The sequence below is a fragment of the Paenibacillus alvei DSM 29 genome (genome assembly GCF_000293805.1).
Classification (GTDB): Bacteria; Bacillota; Bacilli; order Paenibacillales; family Paenibacillaceae; genus Paenibacillus_B; species Paenibacillus_B alvei.
In genome coordinates this window covers 124220-144615 of record NZ_AMBZ01000009.1, presented here as the reverse complement: position 1 = coordinate 144615, position 20396 = coordinate 124220, and the positions used below count along the sequence as shown (strand labels likewise).

At 48.1% G+C, this 20396-nt stretch carries 10 protein-coding genes; 4 read left to right on the top strand and 6 right to left on the bottom strand.

The annotated features are described in order from the left end of the window. Positions 1 to 72: 72 nt before the first annotated feature. Positions 73 to 1986, bottom strand: coding sequence for an N-acetylmuramoyl-L-alanine amidase (locus PAV_RS25060; RefSeq protein ID WP_005550806.1), 1914 nt, complete (start codon positions 1984 to 1986; stop codon positions 73 to 75). 364 nt (positions 1987 to 2350) lie between these two features. Between PAV_RS25060 and PAV_RS25055 the strand changes: the two genes are divergently transcribed. From PAV_RS25055 to PAV_RS25040, 4 genes are all read left to right on the top strand, one after another. Then, complete coding sequence (locus PAV_RS25055; protein ID WP_040736825.1) at positions 2351 to 2734, top strand: GntR family transcriptional regulator; 384 nt, start codon at positions 2351 to 2353, stop codon at positions 2732 to 2734. After that, complete coding sequence (locus PAV_RS25050; RefSeq protein WP_005550802.1) at positions 2731 to 3597, top strand: ABC transporter ATP-binding protein; 867 nt, start codon at positions 2731 to 2733, stop codon at positions 3595 to 3597. The genes PAV_RS25055 and PAV_RS25050 overlap by 4 nt, the downstream gene beginning before the upstream one ends. After that, on the top strand, positions 3590 to 4216 hold the full coding sequence (locus PAV_RS25045) for an ABC-2 transporter permease (protein ID WP_005550800.1): 627 nt from the start codon (positions 3590 to 3592) through the stop codon (positions 4214 to 4216). The genes PAV_RS25050 and PAV_RS25045 overlap by 8 nt, the downstream gene beginning before the upstream one ends. Before the next feature lie 146 nt (positions 4217 to 4362). Then, positions 4363 to 4950: a CPBP family glutamic-type intramembrane protease gene (locus PAV_RS25040; RefSeq protein ID WP_238555916.1), complete on the top strand. Its 588-nt coding sequence runs from the start codon at positions 4363 to 4365 to the stop codon at positions 4948 to 4950. Positions 4951 to 5336: 386 nt separating this feature from the next. Here PAV_RS25040 and PAV_RS36540 read toward each other — a convergent pair whose 3' ends face one another. From PAV_RS36540 to PAV_RS25025, 5 genes are all read right to left on the bottom strand, one after another. Beyond that, entirely contained in the window at positions 5337 to 5666 is a 330-nt protein-coding gene (locus PAV_RS36540; RefSeq protein WP_005550797.1) for a hypothetical protein, read from the bottom strand. A 1-nt stretch (position 5667) separates the two neighbouring features. Next, a complete protein-coding gene (locus tag PAV_RS25035) occupies positions 5668 to 6477 on the bottom strand; it encodes a hypothetical protein (RefSeq protein ID WP_005550796.1) in 810 nt (269 codons plus the stop codon). A 375-nt stretch (positions 6478 to 6852) separates the two neighbouring features. Beyond that, entirely contained in the window at positions 6853 to 12300 is a 5448-nt protein-coding gene (locus PAV_RS32745; RefSeq protein ID WP_005550795.1) for a non-ribosomal peptide synthetase, read from the bottom strand. Continuing rightward, a complete protein-coding gene (locus PAV_RS37045; RefSeq protein ID WP_005550794.1) occupies positions 12297 to 13151 on the bottom strand; it encodes a phosphopantetheine-binding protein in 855 nt (284 codons plus the stop codon). The genes PAV_RS32745 and PAV_RS37045 overlap by 4 nt, the downstream gene beginning before the upstream one ends. Next, a complete protein-coding gene (locus PAV_RS25025; RefSeq protein WP_005550793.1) occupies positions 13093 to 20394 on the bottom strand; it encodes a hybrid non-ribosomal peptide synthetase/type I polyketide synthase in 7302 nt (2433 codons plus the stop codon). Before PAV_RS25025 ends, PAV_RS37045 begins: the two co-directional genes overlap by 59 nt. Positions 20395 to 20396 lie beyond the last annotated feature (2 nt).

Genomic DNA, 20396 nt, shown 5'->3' with positions numbered 1-20396 from the left:
AATGATAAGAATCTGGGGAACTATTTGTTTTACCACATGAAATAAGTTATATGATTTCGATTATTCTTCTTATCATTCCGCACTCGCAACCTTCTCGACATCAGAAGCTTTCACGAAGGCGAAGCGGTGGTTGAAATAGATTCGGTAGAACATTTCTTTGCCTTTAATGTGCTTATTGGTTGCATAAGGGTCTTTCGTGAATACTGGGGCGTCGTAATAATCGCCATTGACCTTTTCAACGGCAACATAGGACTGCCCCTGGGCAATCGAGTATTGCAGTGGTGCCAGCTCATTCGGCTTCATATCAGCAGCATAAGCCGCTGCTTCCGGGTAGGCCGCACCATAGACCGGAATAGAAGCCGCGCCTGCTTTTGGAGTGATTAGCTCTCCTATGCCCGCAACTGCATTGTTTCCTAACGGGTTATAGAACCATGCCTTCTGTCCGCCGTACCAGATTGCAGTCCAATTTCCAAGCTCGCCTGCGAGCGAGAAGGTTTGCCCTGTCGTTGCTTTAGCGCCTATGCTGAGTCCGTCTTTCTTGTCTTGAACGGCAAGGGCAGGGTCATCAAGGAGATCAGCGTCAAATTTAGGCTCCTTGTATAAATAAACGAAGTTCGTCGGCTGAAGAGGCGCATCCTTGACTAATGGCAAATTACTCTTAAAATTAGGCTTGATTGTCACGATGTCCTTGAGGCGATGCACGGTGCCGAGCGGTGCTCCAACCAGCTCCATGTAGTGCTCCCAATCCCAGAATGGGCCAGGATCCTGATGCATTGCCGCTGTTCGCTTCGGAGTAAGCCCCGGTATTTCATTGTGACCAATAATATGAGCGCGATCAAGCGGAATATCATATTTTTCGCCTAAATAATGAACGAGTGCGGCAGAAGAACGGTACAGCCTTTCAGTAAACCAGGTCGCTCCTTCCATCGCATATCCTTCATGCTCGATGCCAATGGAATGCATATTGAAGTAGTAGTTGCCAGCATGCCATGGGACGTCTTTGTTATTGACCATTTGTGTAACATCGCCATCGAAGGAACGAACAACATAATGGGCGGCAACACTCTTTTTGGGATTTGCAAATATACCAATTGTATCGCGGTACGTTTCTTCGGTGTCATGAATGACAATATATCGGATATCAGGTCCGAATTTAGGACGATCTGCTAGATCATAGTTGGAATAGTCTGACGAGTCAATCCCGTTCTGCTGATAGGCTGCAGGAATAGATCTGCATGGAAGAAGCCGAGGGCAGTCCGCATTTTTCGTTATCGTTGAACGCAGGTGCAGGGTTTGAATCGATTCAACGTTGGGCTTGACATTTCTGGCTGGCATCCGAAGCGATTGTCCTTCTGGCGTCTTACGCGAAAGCCCTTGCTGAATCGAATGGTAGACTTGATCCGCAAAATCCTGAGCGTAATACAACTCTTGTGAGCCGCTGTATTTGGCAATAGCACCATACCAATCGGAATCCGATACAGGCAGTTTGCCTGCGATGTCCTTCGCATACTTCGCCAGCAGAGCAGCTCCGCCTCGAATGTTCTCTACAGGATCCTTCTTTAGAAAGATTGGATTTATTTTTAGGAGTTGGGCTGCTTCAGGGAGAGTATGATGGCTCGAATCGTCTATCGATTCTAGTGTACTCCCTTGGTCAGCGGTTCGATTCTGTTCTTCTGGCTGCTGTTTCGATACATCAGTCAAATGCATAATGCCGAACCCACCCGATGTGCTTGGCTCGCCATTATGATGCTCCCACCGCGTAAGGTTATAGGAGACTGACATCAAAATTTCCACCGGTACACCGAATTCCTTAGCCGCAGATTCGAAGGCTTGTTGCAGCGAATTCGACATGTCTTGCTCCGCATAGACAGAAGGTACAGCACTGAAAGGAACAGGTAGTGCAGGCGTGAATCCTGCGGTCGCCAACGAGGCGACAGCGAGTGTAAGCGACAGCTTTCTCCATTGGATTGTGTGAAGTAGTTTCAATTAATTCCCTCCCATAACATAATCATCATAAAACTGTGACACCGCTTTCAAAAAACGATGGGCATCCACATATCGGTTTTCCTTCTATATCACCACCATTCCATATATAGGGATTGGTAACTATTATATTGTCTTTCAATTAAAATTTTCAATATATTTTTAATTCGCGAAATATTTGACTCCGATGTCTTCAGTGATATCGTATCTCATACTAATCCGTTACACGGAGGCAGAAGTCAAGTAGATTGATAGTGTGCATAGTATATATATACACTAAATACTATATTGACACCAATTGAAATAATGTATATATTGTATATGCACACTAGATATTATAAAGACAAGAGCATTGAGGTGAGAAATCCTGAAAATTATTATTTCCAACGCATCAAACGATCCGATTTACATCCAAATATTGAACCAAATCAGGCAAAGCATTCTGAGCGGAGAGCTACGTGCAGGGGACAGTCTTCCTTCCATTCGGCAGCTGGCCAAGGATTTGCAAGTCAGCGTTATCACAACCAAGCGTGTATATGAAGAGCTGGAGAAGGAGAAGTTAATCGACTCAGTTGTAGGCAAAGGGTCTTTCGTATCAGGGGCCAATAAAGACTTCATTCGGGAGCAGCGTATGAAACAATTAGAAGAAAAAATGATAGAGATCATTCGTGAAAGCAAGGAATTAAGCATGAGCCAACAAGATGTAATTGATCATATAAAGCTATTGTTCGAGGAGGAACAAACACCATGAATGCAATCGAGATACGTAATTTATCGAAATCATACCCTCATTTCACCGTTGATCAGATATCTTTGGATGTGAAACAGGGCTACATTACCGGTCTGATTGGTCCCAATGGTGTAGGGAAGAGCACCTTGATCAAGATGATGCTTGGCATGATTCGACCTGATGCCGGAAGCGTAAAGATACTCGGCTGTGGGATGCCTGGGCAAGAAATAGAAATCAAGCAGCGCATCGGCATCGTGTCGGATGATTGCTTCTATTACGAACACCTTACGATTCATGACATGAAGAAAATGATTGCACCTTTTTATAAAAAATGGAACGAACAGAAGTTTAACAGCTATCTAGAGCAGTTCGAGCTGTCCCCGAAAAAGAAGATTGAACAGTTATCCAAGGGGATGAAGGTGAAGTTTTCCCTAGCTGTTGCGTTATCGCATGATGCCGAACTCCTCATCATGGATGAGCCAACCTCTGGACTTGATCCTATATTCCGCAGAGAGATGCTCGATCTGCTTGCAGAGATGATGCAGAATGAGAGAAATTCGATTATTTTCTCCACCCACATCACAACCGATCTGGATCGGATTGCCGACTACATTGCTTTCATTAATCGAGGAAAACTCGTATTTAATGAAACGAAAGATACGGTATTCGAGAGATACGCCATTGTAAAAGGCGACCTAGAGCTTCTCGATTCCGATATTCGCAATAAATTTATCGGGATTCGCGAGACATCTGTTGGCTTCGAAGGATTAGTAGATAACAGAACGGAGGCCGAGCATTTATTCGGAAATTATGCCCTACTAGATAAACCAACCTTAGAAGACATCATGTATTTCACCGCCAAGGGAGGATGCGTACATGCTTAATTTGCTTCGGAAAGATTTCATCGCTTTGAAAAGCTCACTGTGGACAACTCTCATGTATCTTGTTGTATTCAGTGTTGTTTTTATACCAAAGCATTCATCATCAATCCACCTCGTGGGTATCTATACGGCTTTCGGTACACTCAGTCTCGCTACGATGATCGACATCAAAAACCTTAACCATAATTTCCTGGTTACATTGCCGGTTAGCCGCAAGCAAATCATCAAAGCGAAATACATTACGGCCATTATATGTACACTTTTTGGAGTTATTGCTTCTTATAGCATTCATTCGCTTGTTCAAATGACATACCCAGGGCTTAACAAGCCTGAATTAACGGTCATGGATATTCTAGGACCAGCTGCCATCGTAATTGCCATGACTGCTATTTATTTGCCGCTTTTTTACTCGCTAAGCAAAAAAGGAACGTCTATTATCAATGGTGTTTTCTTCTTAATTCTAATCTTTATAGCGCAGCCGACAGCATTGATGATGAATATGATCCACGAGAACGGTTTACAAAGTAATCCAACACTATACCTTATTCTGACCGGCATCTTGCTGTTGTTCATTGCTTCCTACTTCTTAACTGCAGCGATGTTCACGAGAAAAGACTTATAAAAGACTTTGCTGTTACTTTACTCCCATCCGCACTAATGGGTGCGATAAAGGACGTCTTTTCAAGAAAATAAATCTACTCCTGTTCGTAATGAAAGGACTGAAACGTAATGCACGCGAGAGAAAATCAAACTAGGAAATGGTTGGGTTTGTTGCTCGCCGGATGGGCAACCGTAGTTGCTGCTCTGTTTCTAGCCTCATCTTCCGGTGATGTTACTTTACAGTTGTTCGGTCCATCAATGCATGCCCAATATGTGGTCAAGGGTCTTGTAATGAGCGGGCTGGTTGTTCCTATTATTTTGTATTTATATCAGTATGTCTATCGGATGACTGGTATGAAACCCCAGACGCCGGTATATGCCTGGAGAAGGGGATATCACTTTATGACTGGAGGTCTCTTGGCAATTGCATTGGCTGCATTGAGTCTTATTATTGCCAGTGCTCAAGGGTGGATTGTCTTTGAAAAATGGCAGGCCCCCGATCAGTGGTTTGTTGCGCTGCTCATTAATGCATTATATGCATTTTTATATGAAGCTTTGCCAGAAGAACTAGGGCTGCGAGGGTTCCTTTATGATGTTTTGCGTCATCGATTCCCAGCTTGGCTGTCCGTATTATTTCAAACCTTACTATTTATGTCTGTTACGACAGCGGTTGCCTTAATTCAAGCGTTCGTTGGGCTTGCACCAGGTGTATCGCTTGACATCTTTTACATCGTAATCATTTTTGTTTTGGAATAGGCTTGCAGTTGCTCCGTTTATGGACCGGAAGTCTCTGGGCGTCAATTGGTTTTCACCTTACATACTTAGAAATTATGCGATTTGTCTTTCTCCCAGATGCATATCGCGTACCACCAATCTTAACCTACCAAGAATCAGAACCTGGACTCGGCGCTCTATTCGCTATCGCCACGCTGCAATTCGGGAGCATTATCATATCGCTCGTTATACTAAGTACGATTCATATCATACGGAAAAAACATATCACTCGAACAGGTGAATTGAGCAAATGAAATTTATGATATATATAGATCTGATCCGCTTACACGATTATTTAGTATTCAAATCAAATGGTTAGATTGCATATACAAAAATCATACAGTTAAAGAGAGCGAACTACGCTCTCTTCATTTTTTTCTGGGACTTACATTCCTTATTTTCCAAGGTGAAAAAACGGATTCCCTTGCAAATTCAAATCGAATGGCAACGCCTTTTTCTGACAAGTTCTTCTTTTTTATGAGAACAGGTAGTTCTAATACTGCAGTTAATAGATCCCTGTTGTCTGTATCGGGAGCTTCTTTTCTTTTCATCATCCGATATGTCGCTCCGCTCTCCATCTCCTGTAGAAAGTAGTTTACCGTTTCAGAACTCGCACCTTCAGACACTGCTGTAAGGAGGTTAAAATCACGTTGAGACAATGCTTCAATAAATACTTCCGAGAGCATCTCGGGCGACAAGCTATGTAAAAAACTCCTCTATTTTTCCAGCGGCCGTGTAAACCATCACCTGATGCAATAAGTCTGGATGAATGGATCGATGCGTACTGCTGCCTAAAAAATGTACGCAGAAGTGTCCGGAAAACCCATTATCTGGAATCCCGTCGCCGCCATGAGGCATCCCATTCATAGAAGCAGCAATTTTCCTATTGTCATCTGTAACGACTACTATTGCTTTCCGATTCCAGCTCCAATGATCATCATACACCTGCTTCATTGTCTTCGTGTCCTCTTTGGTTAGCGGCTGCACATCGGCATGCCTGCTTCCCGCACGACGCTGAACACGGAATTTCAACCCTTTCTCCATATCAATAATCGAGAACATGCTTTTTCTCGGAAGAAGTGCTTTTGCTTCATTCCAAGGGATAATCGTCCCATAATGACGTTCTCTTAATGAATCAGCATGTGCCAGTAACTGCTTCGCTGCTTTGGGAGTAAGAATAAGACGTGTTGATTCAGCTTCATTCCATAGGACACCAGATCGCTCCATACGGAAATTTCTTGTCCTATTATTTTCTGTGATCGTTACATAAATGTCGGAGTATATAGGGCGATGTTCTGTTTTTTCTTCCATGCTATCCTGCCATAAACGAATGGCTTCCTTACTTTTCAAAACCATTTTATGTTCATATGTTGCGGAGGGGCTTGTCCTTACACTTATGATCATTTCTGTAGATGGCGCCTTGTAGTCAGCACGGACGATCATGCTGCTATCCGAAAAATAGGTAAGGAGGAGAAGGAATATCATGGAGCGGGTCACGATTGAGATCATTTTCAAGCCTCCAAATAACTGATGTTTGTGAAAATTAATCTTTCTGGATCTTCATCCTGAATAACTAGAAATTGGATGATGCATGTGTAGAATTCTTCTTATTTAGGATTTTTATTCAACCATCCTTTATATACAGTGGCACGGCGTATATTTTAATAAAAAAATGATAAACTGAGCGATCACATATACACCTCAGCCTATTCAATACTATTGAAAAGTTCAACAAGGGCGTGAAGTACCTAAGTAAATTAAAAAAGTCGATTCCTTATCATCGGGCCGGGAAACGACTTTTCCTTTCTTCCACTGTTATAGGCGATAAACCAACAAAGGGGAGTCTGCTGAAAAAATTTCAGCAGACTCCACATGTTCCACTATTCATGTTTTACTTGCGTAAATAGTTTCGGTATTGACGCATTCGATTTCTTTTCTAATTGTCGACAATAACTGCTCTGGATGAGCGTGCAAGAAAAAGTGTCCTCCCGGGAGCAGCTTGCATGAAAAATCGGCGTTGGTCAAGATCCGCCAGGATGCCAACGATTGTTTGGACAGAAATTCGTCGTCTTGTCCGCCTAATGCAACGATGGGACAAGGTACGGTGCCTCGTGTATATTCATAAGTTTCGCAAACCGAAAAGTCGGCCCTCAGGGAAGGGGACAAAAGATCCAGCAACTCCTCGTCATCAATCAGCTCTTCTGGCATTCCCCCGTTCAGACGAAGCCGCTTACGGAATTCTTCCTCGGGCAAATCATGAATGGGCGATACCGGACTTTGTACAAACGGAGCATTCAATCCCGCGACAATAAGCTTGAGCGGAGGACGATTCAAGCTCCTCGATAATAAGATCGACAATTCATATGCCAATAAGGCTCCCATACTGTAACCAAACAGAATATACGGTTTATCCAATAAAGGCCTCATCGCATGCGAGACTGCTTCCAACAGCGACGGCATGCTTGTGTGGGCAGGTTCGCGCAGTCTCGCGCCTCTGCCCGGATACTGAACTGCACAAACCTCAGCGAATGCTGGCACATATTCATGCCATGATCGGAAAATGGACGCGTTTCCTCCAGCATAAGGCAAACAAAACAGCCTTATTGCGGCTTGCGGATTCTCCTTTTTGCGAACGAACCATTTGCTACTTGTATCAAACGCGCTTGCATCGTTCATCTTCAGCTCGTTTACAGATGTATGGCATTTTGATTGCTGGCATAATCCAATCAAGGTTCGAAGCTCTCCTTCGAACCTTCGAGCTAGATTTTCGATCGTTTGCTTATGGTGGACATTTTCACTGTAGGACAAGCTTATGTGCAGGCAGCCTGACGTCACCATTGCCGCCACGTCAATATAGTGAACCCGTTCGGAATCTGGCGCAATATCCTGTCCTGCCGTATCCGCAACCAGCGTGAATAAAGCTTCCTCTCTCTTGCTCCATTCAACATTGAATTGCCCCAAATAATTAAAGCTCATCATTGGTCGTGGAAGCTTGCGAAGCTGATTCGAAATACCATCATTTTCGGTCATATAGCGCAGTAAGCCATAGCCGATTCCACGATGAGGAATTCGATGAAGCCGCTCCTTTACCGCCTGAATATCCGCGTTTATATCTGCGCTTTCTTTCACTTCGAGCATGAATGGATACATGTTCGTAAACCAACCTACTGTACGCGAGATATCAATGTCCGTGACTAATTCTTCTCTACCATGCCCCTCCATATGGATAAACAACTTTCTTTCTCCCGACCATCCCGAGACAGCGCGGCCGAGCGCAGCCAACAAAATAGCGTCAATTTGCGCGCCGAATGCTGATGGAGCCTCCTGCAACAGAATCCGTGTTTCATCAGAAGACAAATTTGATACCGCAACTGCCATAGATGCTGTCGTATTTGCTCCGTCTGGGCAATCAAGCGGAATTAGGGGAGGGGAGTTGACTTGATGTAACCAGTATTCCAGCTCTGCCCGCAGTTGATCCGTGTCGGCAAGAGCTGCAAGGCTGCGTGCCCAATCTTGATATGAAGCGGTTTTCGCTGGCAAGGATACGGATTCGCCGGCTATTAATTGCTGACAGCTCGTGCATAAATCATCCAGCAAAATGCGCCATGAAACGCCATCTATCGCCAGATGATGGATAATCAATGCCAGCTTTCCCGCCTGTCCGGCGCCACAGTCAAAATAGATGGCCCGCAGCAGCATGCCTTCGCTTAAATCGAAGCCGGTTTGAGCCTCTGAAATCGCGGCTGAAAAAGCATCTGCCTGTAGGCTCGCAGGCTGATTGCGAAGATCGATGCGCTTCAGAGGCGATACGTCCGTAAAAGCGGCATATGCCTGTTCCCAACCCGATCGGCCCATCGTAAATCGGAGGCGCAGCGCATCATGGTGAGCCACTACATGGGCGAGCGCTCTCTGCAGGACTTTATAGCTTATTTGGGAATTTACGGACAAAATCAGGGACTGATTGAAATGCTCGGGAACGGACATCTCCTCGAATAACCAGCGCTGAATCGGAGTAAGCGGCAGCGAGCCCGCCACTTCTCGCTGCCCGCAATCGCGCGGATCGGGCGACTTCAGTGCTTCCAATACGGGAGCCAGCTCCGCGATCGATTGATATTGAAAAAGATATTTAGGCCTCATTTCGAGTCCCACTTGACGTACTTTGCCTGCAATTTGAGTGCTTAAAATGGAGTCGCCGCCCAAACTGAAATAATTATCATGGATGCTGATGGGTTCAATACCGAGCACCTGCGACCAAATGTCAGCCAACTTTTTTTCGGTCCGCGTTCGGGGAGGTACATATTCCTCTTTGTCTGTGAAATTCGGCGACGGCAACGCATTGCGATCCACTTTGCCATTAGGCGTCATAGGGAGAGCCTCCATAACGACGAAAGCCGCAGGAACCATATATTTTGGAAGCCGGGTCTGCACATGCAGCCGAAGCTCGTTTAAATCCAATCCGTGAGTGGTATTGGCTGACGGGATCACGTACGCAATCAGCCGTTTTTCCTCTGGTTGATGCTCCTTTACCGCAACGATCGCCTGCTCAACGGCCGGGTGGAGCGTAAGTGCCGCCTCGATTTCGCCAGGTTCAATGCGATATCCTCTTATTTTTATCTGATCGTCGGCGCGTCCCATAAATTCAATCGAGCCGTCTGGTAAAAAACGGGCAAGATCGCCAGTTCGATACATTCGTTCCCCTGGAAGAGAAGGAGCGTACCCGAACTGCTCGGCCGTAAGTTCGGGCCTTCGCAGATAACCGCGGGCCAGACCGTGGCCTGCAATGTATAATTCGCCGACAACGCCGATAGGAACGGGATGGTGCTGCCGATCCAACAAGTAAATTCTCATATTTGCGATCGGGCGGCCAATAGTCGGTGCTGTAAGCTCCGCGGAAGACCTGGATTTTGCAGGCACTTGGCATGATGTGGCGACAACGGTTCCTTCGCTTGGTCCGTAATGATTGAACAGGAGAAACGGCAAAGTTTCTGGCGGAAAATAACGCAGTCTATCCCCCCCGGTAAGCATACATCGCAGCGAGCACGCGTCAGGCCAGTTCAAAGAGACAACCGCCTCAGCGAGCGGCGTGGGCAAAAAGCTGACGGTAATGCGCTCATTCACGAGCCAGTCACGGAGGCGATCCGGATCCAAGCGGGTTTCCTCGTCCGGAATATGAATAGAGGCGCCGCTGGCCAAATAGGGCCACAGCTCCCAGACGGAAGCGTCAAAAGCGGGACCGGCCAGCATTGTCGCCCGATCGCTGCTGGATATGCGATACGCGCTCTGATGCCAAGACACTAAATTAAGCAAGCTGCGATGTTCGATTTCGACTCCCTTAGGGCGACCCGTCGAACCGGAAGTGTAAACGACATAGGCCAAATTGCCGGGTGCAGCACCGCTGTCGGGAGCCAATTCATCGTCATCTTGCGGAATGATGCCGAATCCGTCCAACAGAAGAACGATCATATTCGTGTGCCGAACCCGAACCCGCTCTGCATGCCGCTCTTGAGTCAACAGTACATGAATTTGGGCATCTTCGATCATATAAGCGATCCGTTCGTCAGGGTAAGCCGGATCGATTGGTACATAGGCCCCGCCGGATTTCAATATTGCGAGCAATCCGATCATTTGCTCGGCTGAACGGTCGGCCAACAATCCTACCAGTACTTCCGGACCAATGCCCATCCGCTGCAGATGGCGGGCCATCCGGTTCGCGCGAATGTTGACATCCCGATAGGTGAACTGCTCGGCGCCGGATGTCACCGCAATCGCATTCGGGAATAAGGAAGCTTGTTTCTCTACAATTTCATGGATGCACATATCGCTCGCATAAGCGGCTTCTGTCCGATTCCATGTCGATAACAGAAGCTGCCGCTCGCATTCGCCCATAATCTCCAGGCTGCTTACGGACAAGTCGGGATTGAGCACGATGCTTTCCAATAGATGTTGAAAATGCTCCAGCATCCTCTCTATGGTCTGCGAATCAAAAAGATCCGTGTTGTACTCCAGTTCGGCAGTGAGTCCTTGATCCCTGATATGGCTTATCGTCATTGAGAGATCATATTTCGACGTCTTATCGACGATCGGAAATAGCTTTATCTGCAGCCCGTCCGATTGCACCATATGCTGAAACGAATCGTCATTCATCGCGAACATAACTTGGAATAACGGACTATGGCTCGTTTCGCGATCGGATTGCAGCGCCTGCACCAGTTGATCGAAGGGAAGATCCTGATGCTCATATGCGCCCAGCACCTGTTTCTTAGTTTGCTGCATCAGTTCGCGGAATGTCGGGTTACTGGAAAGATCGCTTCTGATTACGAGCGTATTTACGAAAAAGCCAATCATTCCTTCTATTTCCGACATTCCGCGATTGGCTATTGGAGTGCCGATGCAAAAGTCGTGCTGTCCCGAATAGCGATAAAGCAAAGCTTGAAAAGCTGCCAACAATGTCATAAACAATGTTGAGCCCTCCCGACGGCTCAATTGCAGGAGCGGCTGCACTACGGCTTCCGATATGCACAATTTAGCGGCATCGCCCCGGAACGTTTGCATAGCGGATCGGGGACGATCCGTGGGCAGCTCTAATGCCGAAGGAGCATGATGCAGGGTCTTCAACCAATATTGCAATTGCTTATCCAATTCTTCTTCCGTCAACCAATTGCGCTGCCAAATCGCATAATCCGCATACTGGAAGGGAATCTCGGGCAGAGGAGACGTCTTTCCCTGCGAGTAGCAGGAATAAAGCGTTAGCAGTTCCCGTTGAAATACACCCAGTGACCAACCGTCGAACACGATGTGATGGAAGGCAAACAGGAGAAAATTCTCCCATTTGCCGGCTTTGATGAGCAAGCCCCGGCACGGAGGCCCGTGCTCCAAGTCGAACGGCCTGAAAGCCTCCTCATCGATCATGCGGCGAGCTTCCCGGTATTTGTCCACGGCTCGGTCATCTGCATACAGATCGCATTCTCTCATTGGTTGAACGGCGTCGATCGGTTCAATGATTTGTACCGGTGCATTTTCCATCGCTGCAAAGCGCGTTCTCAACGATTCGTGGCGGCGGATGACTTCGATCCATGCCCGCTGTAAGGCCGGTATGTCCAACTCTCCGATAAATTCGAACGCTAACGGAATATGATAATGATTCATGCCCGGTTCAAGCTGATAAAGCAGCCATAATCTTTGTTGAGCAAATGACATAACGGATCCCGCCAGGTTCCTTGACTGCGGTTTTATGGGCGGTTTACGAGGTGTTTTGTCCTTGGCGAGCCGGTCTGCCAACACTCTTTGCTGCTCGGGAGTCAACGAGGCTAAACGATCCCGCAAATCCGTCATACCCAAGCATCCTCCTTATGAGGCAGTTCACGCATAACAGCTTCCCGTTCTTCTTCGGGCAAGTTTTCCAGCTCAGTCAGCAGTTCGGACAGGAGAACCGGATTCAAATCCATCCCCGTTATTCCCATGTCTTCAAGCTTGGAGGTTAACCCAGCAACAGTAGGCAAATCGAACAGGGCATACAAAGGGAGCTCTGTCTGGAATACTTCCCGAATGCGGGAGAGAAGTCGGGTAGCGAGCAAAGAGTGGCCTCCAAGCTCGAAAAAGTTATCTTCCACTCCCACTTCTTTTATTCCAAGCACTTCTTCCCAGATCGCGGCCATTTTCATTTCAGCCGGATTGCGCGGCGCCACATAGGTCGGCTGCAGATCCGTTCTTTCGTAACCAGGCTGCGGAAGCGAATCGCGATCGATTTTACCGTTATGGGTAAGAGGCATTGATTGCAGCCTCATAAAGAGAGAAGGGATCATGAAAGCAGGCAGCCTGCTTTCAAGGTGCTCCCGCAGCGCTGGCACGATATCGCCCGATTGATCCGTTTCTACATAAGCAATCAGCCGCTTGTCTCCATGCGGATCATCGACCGCAATAACGACAGCTTCCCTTACGGACGGGTGTACCTTCAGAGCTGCTTCGATTTCTCCAGATTCGATGCGAAATCCTCGTATTTTTACCTGATCATCCGCACGCCCCAGATATTCGAGTTCACCATTATGGCGTATGCGTGCCAGATCGCCGCTTTTGTACATGCGCGCATCAGGATCATTGGAAAACGGATCGAGAACGAAGCGCTCCCTATTCAATTCTGCCCGGTTCAAATACCCTGTAGCGACTCCAGCTCCCCCTACGTACATTTTCGCCAGGCACGCCCGGAGGTACAGGCTGCATATGGCGGTTAAGCACGTACACCTTCATGTCCGGAAGCGGAATTCCGATTAAGCTTCCCGTGTCTGGCCCGATATCATCGGCCGTAATTCGGCGGCAGGTAACATGTACCGTCGTTTCCGTAATGCCGTACATATTGATAAATTGGGGTGAACGATCGCCGTGACGAGCGAACCAAGGCTTTAATGATTGTAAATCCAGCGCTTCTCCGCCAAAAATAATATAACGCAGGCTTAATTTGGACGAGTCTTGCGAATCCTCGTATTGAGCGAATGGCCGAAATGCCGACGGTGTCTGGTTGAGGACGGTAACCTTGTGCTGTTCCAGCAAGTGATATAAGGCAGCCGGCGAGCGGCTCGTCAGATGCGGCACGACCACCAACCGTCCGCCGAAGAACCAGGCGCCCCACATTTCCCAAACCGAAAAGTCGAAAGCATAGGAGTGAAACAAGGTCCAAACATCCTCTTCATGAAAACCGAAATAGGGTTCGGTGGACGTAAACAATCGAACGACGTTCTCATGCGAAATCATTACGCCCTTTGGCTTCCCGGTGGAACCAGAGGTGTAAATCACGTAAGCAAGACTGGTGGAAGACAGTTCCGCTTTCAAATCTTCGCCGGATAATTTTTCTATCATTTTCCGCTCTTCATCCAGGCACACCGTTGCGAGGCCATGCTGCGGCAAGGAGCGCAATAGATGAGACTGGGTAAGGAGAACGGCCGGCGCTGCGTCTTCCATCATAAAGTGGATGCGCTCCGCAGGGTATGCGGGGTCAATTGGCACATAAGCGGCGCCCGCTTTGAGCACGCCGAGGATGCCAACGAGCATGTCCAGAGAACGCTCGACTAATATTGCTGCCAGCACGCCAGGCCCTGCACCGAGCGTACGCAAATGACGCGCGAGCCGATTGGCCCTTTCATTTAATTCTCCGTAGGTTAGCTGCTGTTGATCATATACGGCGGCAACAGCATTGGGCCTATGCCGAGCCTGGGTCTCGAACACTTCATGCAGGCAGCGATGATCGCGCGGAAGCTCCGACGGTTCTCCGCCAAAAAGCAACTGTTCCCGATCTGCTTCGTTAAGGAGAGGAACCAGCGCGATTGGCGCATTTTCGGTGGACGGTTCAATAATGGCTTGCAATATATTTTCGTAATAGGTTAAAAAACGTTCGATCGTATCTTTTTGGAACAGATTCGGATCATACGTCAGATCCAAAAGAATATTTCGGTTGAATTCCATGACGTTGAGACTGAGTTCATATTTCGATGCCGTAATGGGAGTAGGGATGATATCGACGACAATATCGCCAGCCTCCGAGATATTGACTCTTCGTTCATAGTTAAAAACGACTTCAAGAGGTGCTAGCCGATGAGAGGCATCGGGATTCCGGAATACGCTGCTGAATGAAAATTCGCCGTGCTCCTGGGCCTCCAAAATTGAAGCCTTCACCTGACTTAGCAAACGCGCAAAATCAGAATGTTCATCCAATTCGATGGATATCGGCAATAATGTGATGGCATATCCAACATAGCTGGATCCGCCAGACAGAGCTCGCTGGGCATAAGGTACCCCAACGGTCAGATCCGTTTGATTTGTCAAACGATTGAGAAGCAAAGCAAAGGCGCTTAAAAACGTTACGAAAGGAGTGACCTTGTTGCGCTGCGAAAAGCGGTTCAGCTGATCGGCAAGCGCATGATCGACCATATGCCGGACAATGGCGCCACTATAGCTTTTTTTATGCGGCCGCCTTCTATCAAGCGGCAAATCCAAGGGCGCTTTGCTGCCTATTTTGTTCAACCAATACAGGTTATTGGCTCGACGCTCCTCGCTGCATTCCAACTCTTTTTTCCATGCCAAGTAACTTCTTAATTGTAAAGGCTCAGACAAATGAACGAGCTTGCCTTTCAACAATGAGGAATAGGCGGCGAACATTTCTTCAAGAATAATGCCAATAGAGTATCCGTCCACGATGACGTGACTTGCGGTAAATACGAAATAATGCCATTCGGGCGTCAATTTTAGCAGCGTGCAGCGATACATGCTTTCCGATGCAAATGGGCGCTCCGTGTCATCGCGAATCCAATCTATTGCAGCAGATTCTGGGCTCGAATCCGTTTCGGAACTCAGATCCAGCACCGGCATATCGACCCGAATTCTCTCCCGAATTGGCAACATATTACCTTGATGATCGAATGTTACCCGCAAGGAATCATGTCGCGCCACGACCCTGTTCAGTGCCTCTATCAACAGAGAATGGCGGAGCGGGCCTTTAAGGGAAAGTACCACGGTTTCATTGCATGCGAGGGCTGCCTGATCGCCTAGCTGCGAAAGCACCCATAACTCCCTCTGATCCTCGGAAACGGGGATGAGTTCCTTACCAGAGGCATGCTGCCCAGTTGGAATACAGGCGCCAGGAAACATTTGGGCGTCAATAAGCTCCGTCATCGTATCCTTGATAATCCGGATTAACTTTCGGATGTCTTCGTCGGAATGCTCCGTCGACAGGAAGCAGTTGCGTCCTTCCCAGATATAAACGCCCTTATCCAGCAAGCCATAGAAAAACAAATCCATGTTCACTTGATAGACGAACCGGAAAAGGGAGCCGAAGTGAACCATTTTCATGGGAATATTCGCGGATTCGAAAAAATCGTTCAACTCGCGCACCAAGTAGGCTGTCTTATCATTGACGTTCTCTTGTAATTCCGGGCCGGATTCCAGCAGATGATGCAGAACGGCATACGTACAAGCCATCGTAATGGGATGCTTGCAGAACGTGCCCGCGATTAAGGTTGTTTCGGCTTGCGGGAAAGAGCGGTCACCAAAATTCCATTGCCCTCCGTCCACGGCATCCAAAAACTTCGCACTGCCGGCCACTACTCCAATATGCATGCCTCCGCCAAGGATTTTGCCGTACACGCACATATCCGGTCGAATCCCCGATATGCCCTGGAACCCAGCAAGATGAACTCTGAAGCCGGTAATCACTTCATCAAATATCAGCGCCGTATTACTGCTCCGCGTGATTTCGCGAAGCTCTTCCAAAAACGCTATGGGCACGACGTCAGGACGACGGCTTTGAACAGGCTCGACCAGTACTGCTGCCAACTCGCCGGACATGGATCGGATAATCTCCAGCGATTTCGGATTATTATATTCAAGAATCATGACGTCTTCCGCAATCCCGGCAGGAACGCCTGGCGCCATAGGCGAAGCTCCGTTAGATCCGGGACGATTGAACATGCTGGCCAGTACGCCGTCATACGTGCCGTGATACGATCCCGCGAACATGGCGATCTTATTTCTGCCAGTTACGGCGCGCGCAAGCCTGAGGGAAGCCATTACCGCTTCCGTCCCGGTATTGCAAAAGGTGCATCTGTTCATACCGGTAATCTGGTGAATGAGCTCGGCTACTTCTCCCGCGATCCCGGATTGCGGCCCTAGTGCATATCCGTTTTGGAGCTCGCCCTTAATAGCATCATCGATAAACTCGGGAGCGTGACCGAAAAAATTTACCCCGAAGCCCATTGTTAAATCGATATATTCATTTCCGTCCATATCCCAAAAACGCGAACCTTTCGCGTGATCGACAACCGGCAAATAATGAACTTCTTTTGTGGAAAACCTGAATCCCGATGCACCGCGATAATCAGCGAACACGGGGCGATGCTTGGCTATCCACGCTTTCGATTTTTTTGTTTTATCGGCCAATCGCGCCACAAGCTCTCTGGCATACTGTTCTTGCATGCCTGTTACGCTTTCTTCTTTCTGATCCTGCCATCTTTGAAAGGGAACCCAGGCTTTTTCAGAGATTGCCGGCAGTGAAGGTGCGGCTGGAGATTCCGGTCGGATCGCCGTTGAACTTGGCTGAACAGCTGATCCATTCAGCGAATGATTGTGGATGAAAGATAATTGATGCTGAATGACACGTTCCATGGAAGCCAGTTGTTCGCTCATTAAGCCGAGCAGCTCCGAATCGTTGGGCATCGGATTGGAGAGCGCCGGGGACGGCGAATCGCCGGTTGTCGGGCTTGGCAATTGTTCGGTCAGCGCTGGCGACGTTTCATGCGGCATAACCGATTCGATGGCGGTGCATAGCTTGGAAATACTCGTGATTTCGGTGAAAAAATCGCGCGCTGAAAAGGTTACTCCATATTTATTTTTTACCCTTTGAATCACTTCCATCAGAATGAGCGAGTCGGCGCCCATTTCCAATAAAGGCAGATTCTCATCGATTCTTGCAACGTCTTGATTCAACAGCTCAGCAAATATTCCCTTGATCTCCATAACAATAGCAGTTCCGATTTTGCTTTCTGGGGTTGTTTTCACCAACTCTTCCTCCTTTGGCGATTTCGGATTCATATGACCGCCTAGCCAGCAATTTGAATAATCAAATGGATAATTCGGCAATTGCGCACATTCATGAGCGTCCAACGGGTAGAGCGCCTCAAATTGGACTTGTCCGCCAGCGACATACAGATTGCCTACAGCTTCGAGCAGGGCATATTCATCATCCCTTCCTTTTAAGAGAGAAGGAATCCATTTACAAACGCCATCATTGAATTCCCGCTGTCCAATCCGGGACAGTATGGCATTTGCACCGATTTCCAGAAAGATATTGCACCCGTCATTTACCAATGTATATAAAGCGTCTTTGAACCGAACAGCTTCCCGCGTATGCCTGATCCAATACTCGGCGGTGATTGACCCGATAAATTCGCCAGTTACGTTAGAGACAAGTGGGATTTGGGGAGAATTACATTTCAATCCTTTTATGAGATCGTAATAGTCTTGCAGCATTGGCTCGACTAATCGTGAATGAAATCCATAGTTCACCTCAATAGGTACGGTATGGACGCCTGCTCGTTGCAGGTGATCTGTTGCTTCGGCCACATGATTCGGCGCGCCTGCAATGACAAAGTTATTACTGCTATTAATGGCGGAGATTTCAACGTTCGGATGGGCGCGAAGCACGCTTTCCAACTCCTCCGTATCTCCCATGACTGCCGCCATTGCTCCAGGATCGCACTTCTGCGCCATGAGCTTTCCTCGCTCGGCAACTATAGCCAAAGCATCATCAAGAGAAAATACCCCTGCAATGCATGCCGCCACATATTCGCCCACGCTGTGTCCGACAACCGCGGCTGGTTCGATTCCAAGCGATAGCCATACTTGTGCTAAAGAGTACTCGATCGCGAAAAGAGCGCACTGCGTATAGTCTGTGCGATGTAGAAGGGCTGCCGCAGATTTATTTTCTATATCATAAATGACATCCAGTATAGAGTAATCCAAACGATCCTTTACTAAATCGGCGCATCGATTCATGTTCAAGCGAAACACATCTGAGCTTTCATACAAGCCGCGGGCCATGTTTGCATATTGACTCCCTTGTCCCGTAAACATGAAGACGATTTTCGGAGAATGGACAAGGCTTCCTGCAATGCCGTCGACCTCGCGAACGGAGAAGCTCCGGACTTTCTCTTGTATCTCTTTTCGTGTGCCGCCAACAAATGAAGCTCTGTGCAGGAATGCTGTTCGGCGTGTATTGGCCGTTCCGCAGATAGTGTTTAATTGCTCCGAGGATGCATGCTGTAAATAGGAATCGTATGTGGAAGCAAGTCTACCCAGTCCTTTAAGAGTAGGGGATGATAATGTCAACAGATGCGCTCTCGATTTCATGGCATTGTCAGGTCGCTTGTCGGCACGGGCAGGCGCCTCTTGCACAATAATGTGTGCATTCGTACCGCCAAATCCGAACGAGCTGACCCCGGCCGCTTTTACAGGCTTGATCCAGCTTTCCGTTTCAACAGGGATGCGGAGGCGGGAATGATCGAGACTAATGTATCGATTTAGCTTGGTCATGTGTAAATGGGCAGGAATTTCGCCGTGCTGAATCGCCAGCACCGTTTTGATCAGTCCGGCAATGCCGGCAGCAGCTTCAAGATGTCCGATATTCGTTTTGACGGAACCGAGGTAGCAGACGTCGCCGCTGTACCCGGCAGACGGACAACCATAAATCTCTTTAATTGCTTCTGCTTCGATGGGATCGCCCAGAGGGGTACCGGTGCCATGAGCCTCTACATAGCCGATGTCCGCAGGTTTCATCTGTGCCTGCTCGATTGCTTTGCGTATCACTTGTCTTTGTGCAATTCCGTTAGGCGCGGTTAAGCCGTTGCTGCGTCCGTCTTGATTAACGGCCGTTCCTTTAATGACAGCGTCAATCCGGTCTCCGGCTGCAATCGCGTCCCTCAAACGCTTTAAGATAACGACCCCGCAGCCTTCTCCGCGGACATAACCATTGGCCCTGTCGTCGAACGTCTTGCATGTCCCGTCCTCTGACAGCATTTTAGCTTCCTGCAATCCTTCCGTGATGCTAGCGGAAAGCAATAGGTTTACCCCTCCGGCAACAGCCGCATCGCATTCCCCGTTCAGCAGGCTTTGGCATGCATAATGAATGGCTACTAATGACGACGAGCAAGCAGAATCGATACACATGCTCGGACCCTGGAAATCATAAAAATACGAAATCCGATTGGCGATTATGCTCAATGCTCCGCCCGACACATGATACGGCTCTTTCGCATTCGTTTCGCTTGGTTTTGGCAGATAGAGATAATCGGTGGAACTGGCCCCTATAAATACGCCTGTTGCACCGCCCTTGAGATGAGCCGGATTGATGTTGGCATTTTCAAATGCTTTCCATGTCACCTCCAGCAACAGCCGTTGTTGGGGATCCATGCATGCCGCCTCTCTTGGGGAGATGGCGAAGAATTCACTGTCGAATAGTTCGATGCCCTCTAGAAATCCTCCGAACATGCGAAATTCGGGATTTATGCCGCACAACGTTTTCCTTTTGTCGCTCATGTCGGAAATCGCGCTTTTTCCGCCCTTCAAGAGCTCCCAATATGCCGCGATACCGTCCGCCCCAGGAAATTTCCCTTCCATGCCGACGATAGCGATTGAATCCTCGATCGATCCGCGATCCGCATCTGGCTCTTGGACGGAAGGCTCGCTTGCGATCGTGTCTAAGTATTGTGCAAGCTTATTCGGCGTCGGATAGTCCCAGATCAAGGCAGGGGACAGTGCCATGTTTAACCGATCGGCAACATGATCGATCATTCTGACGGCTTCTAACGAATCCAGGCCGAATCTGACAAAAGATTCATGTTTGCTCAGGTTGGTCTTGGCATTGCAATGATGATGCAAATAAGCCATGA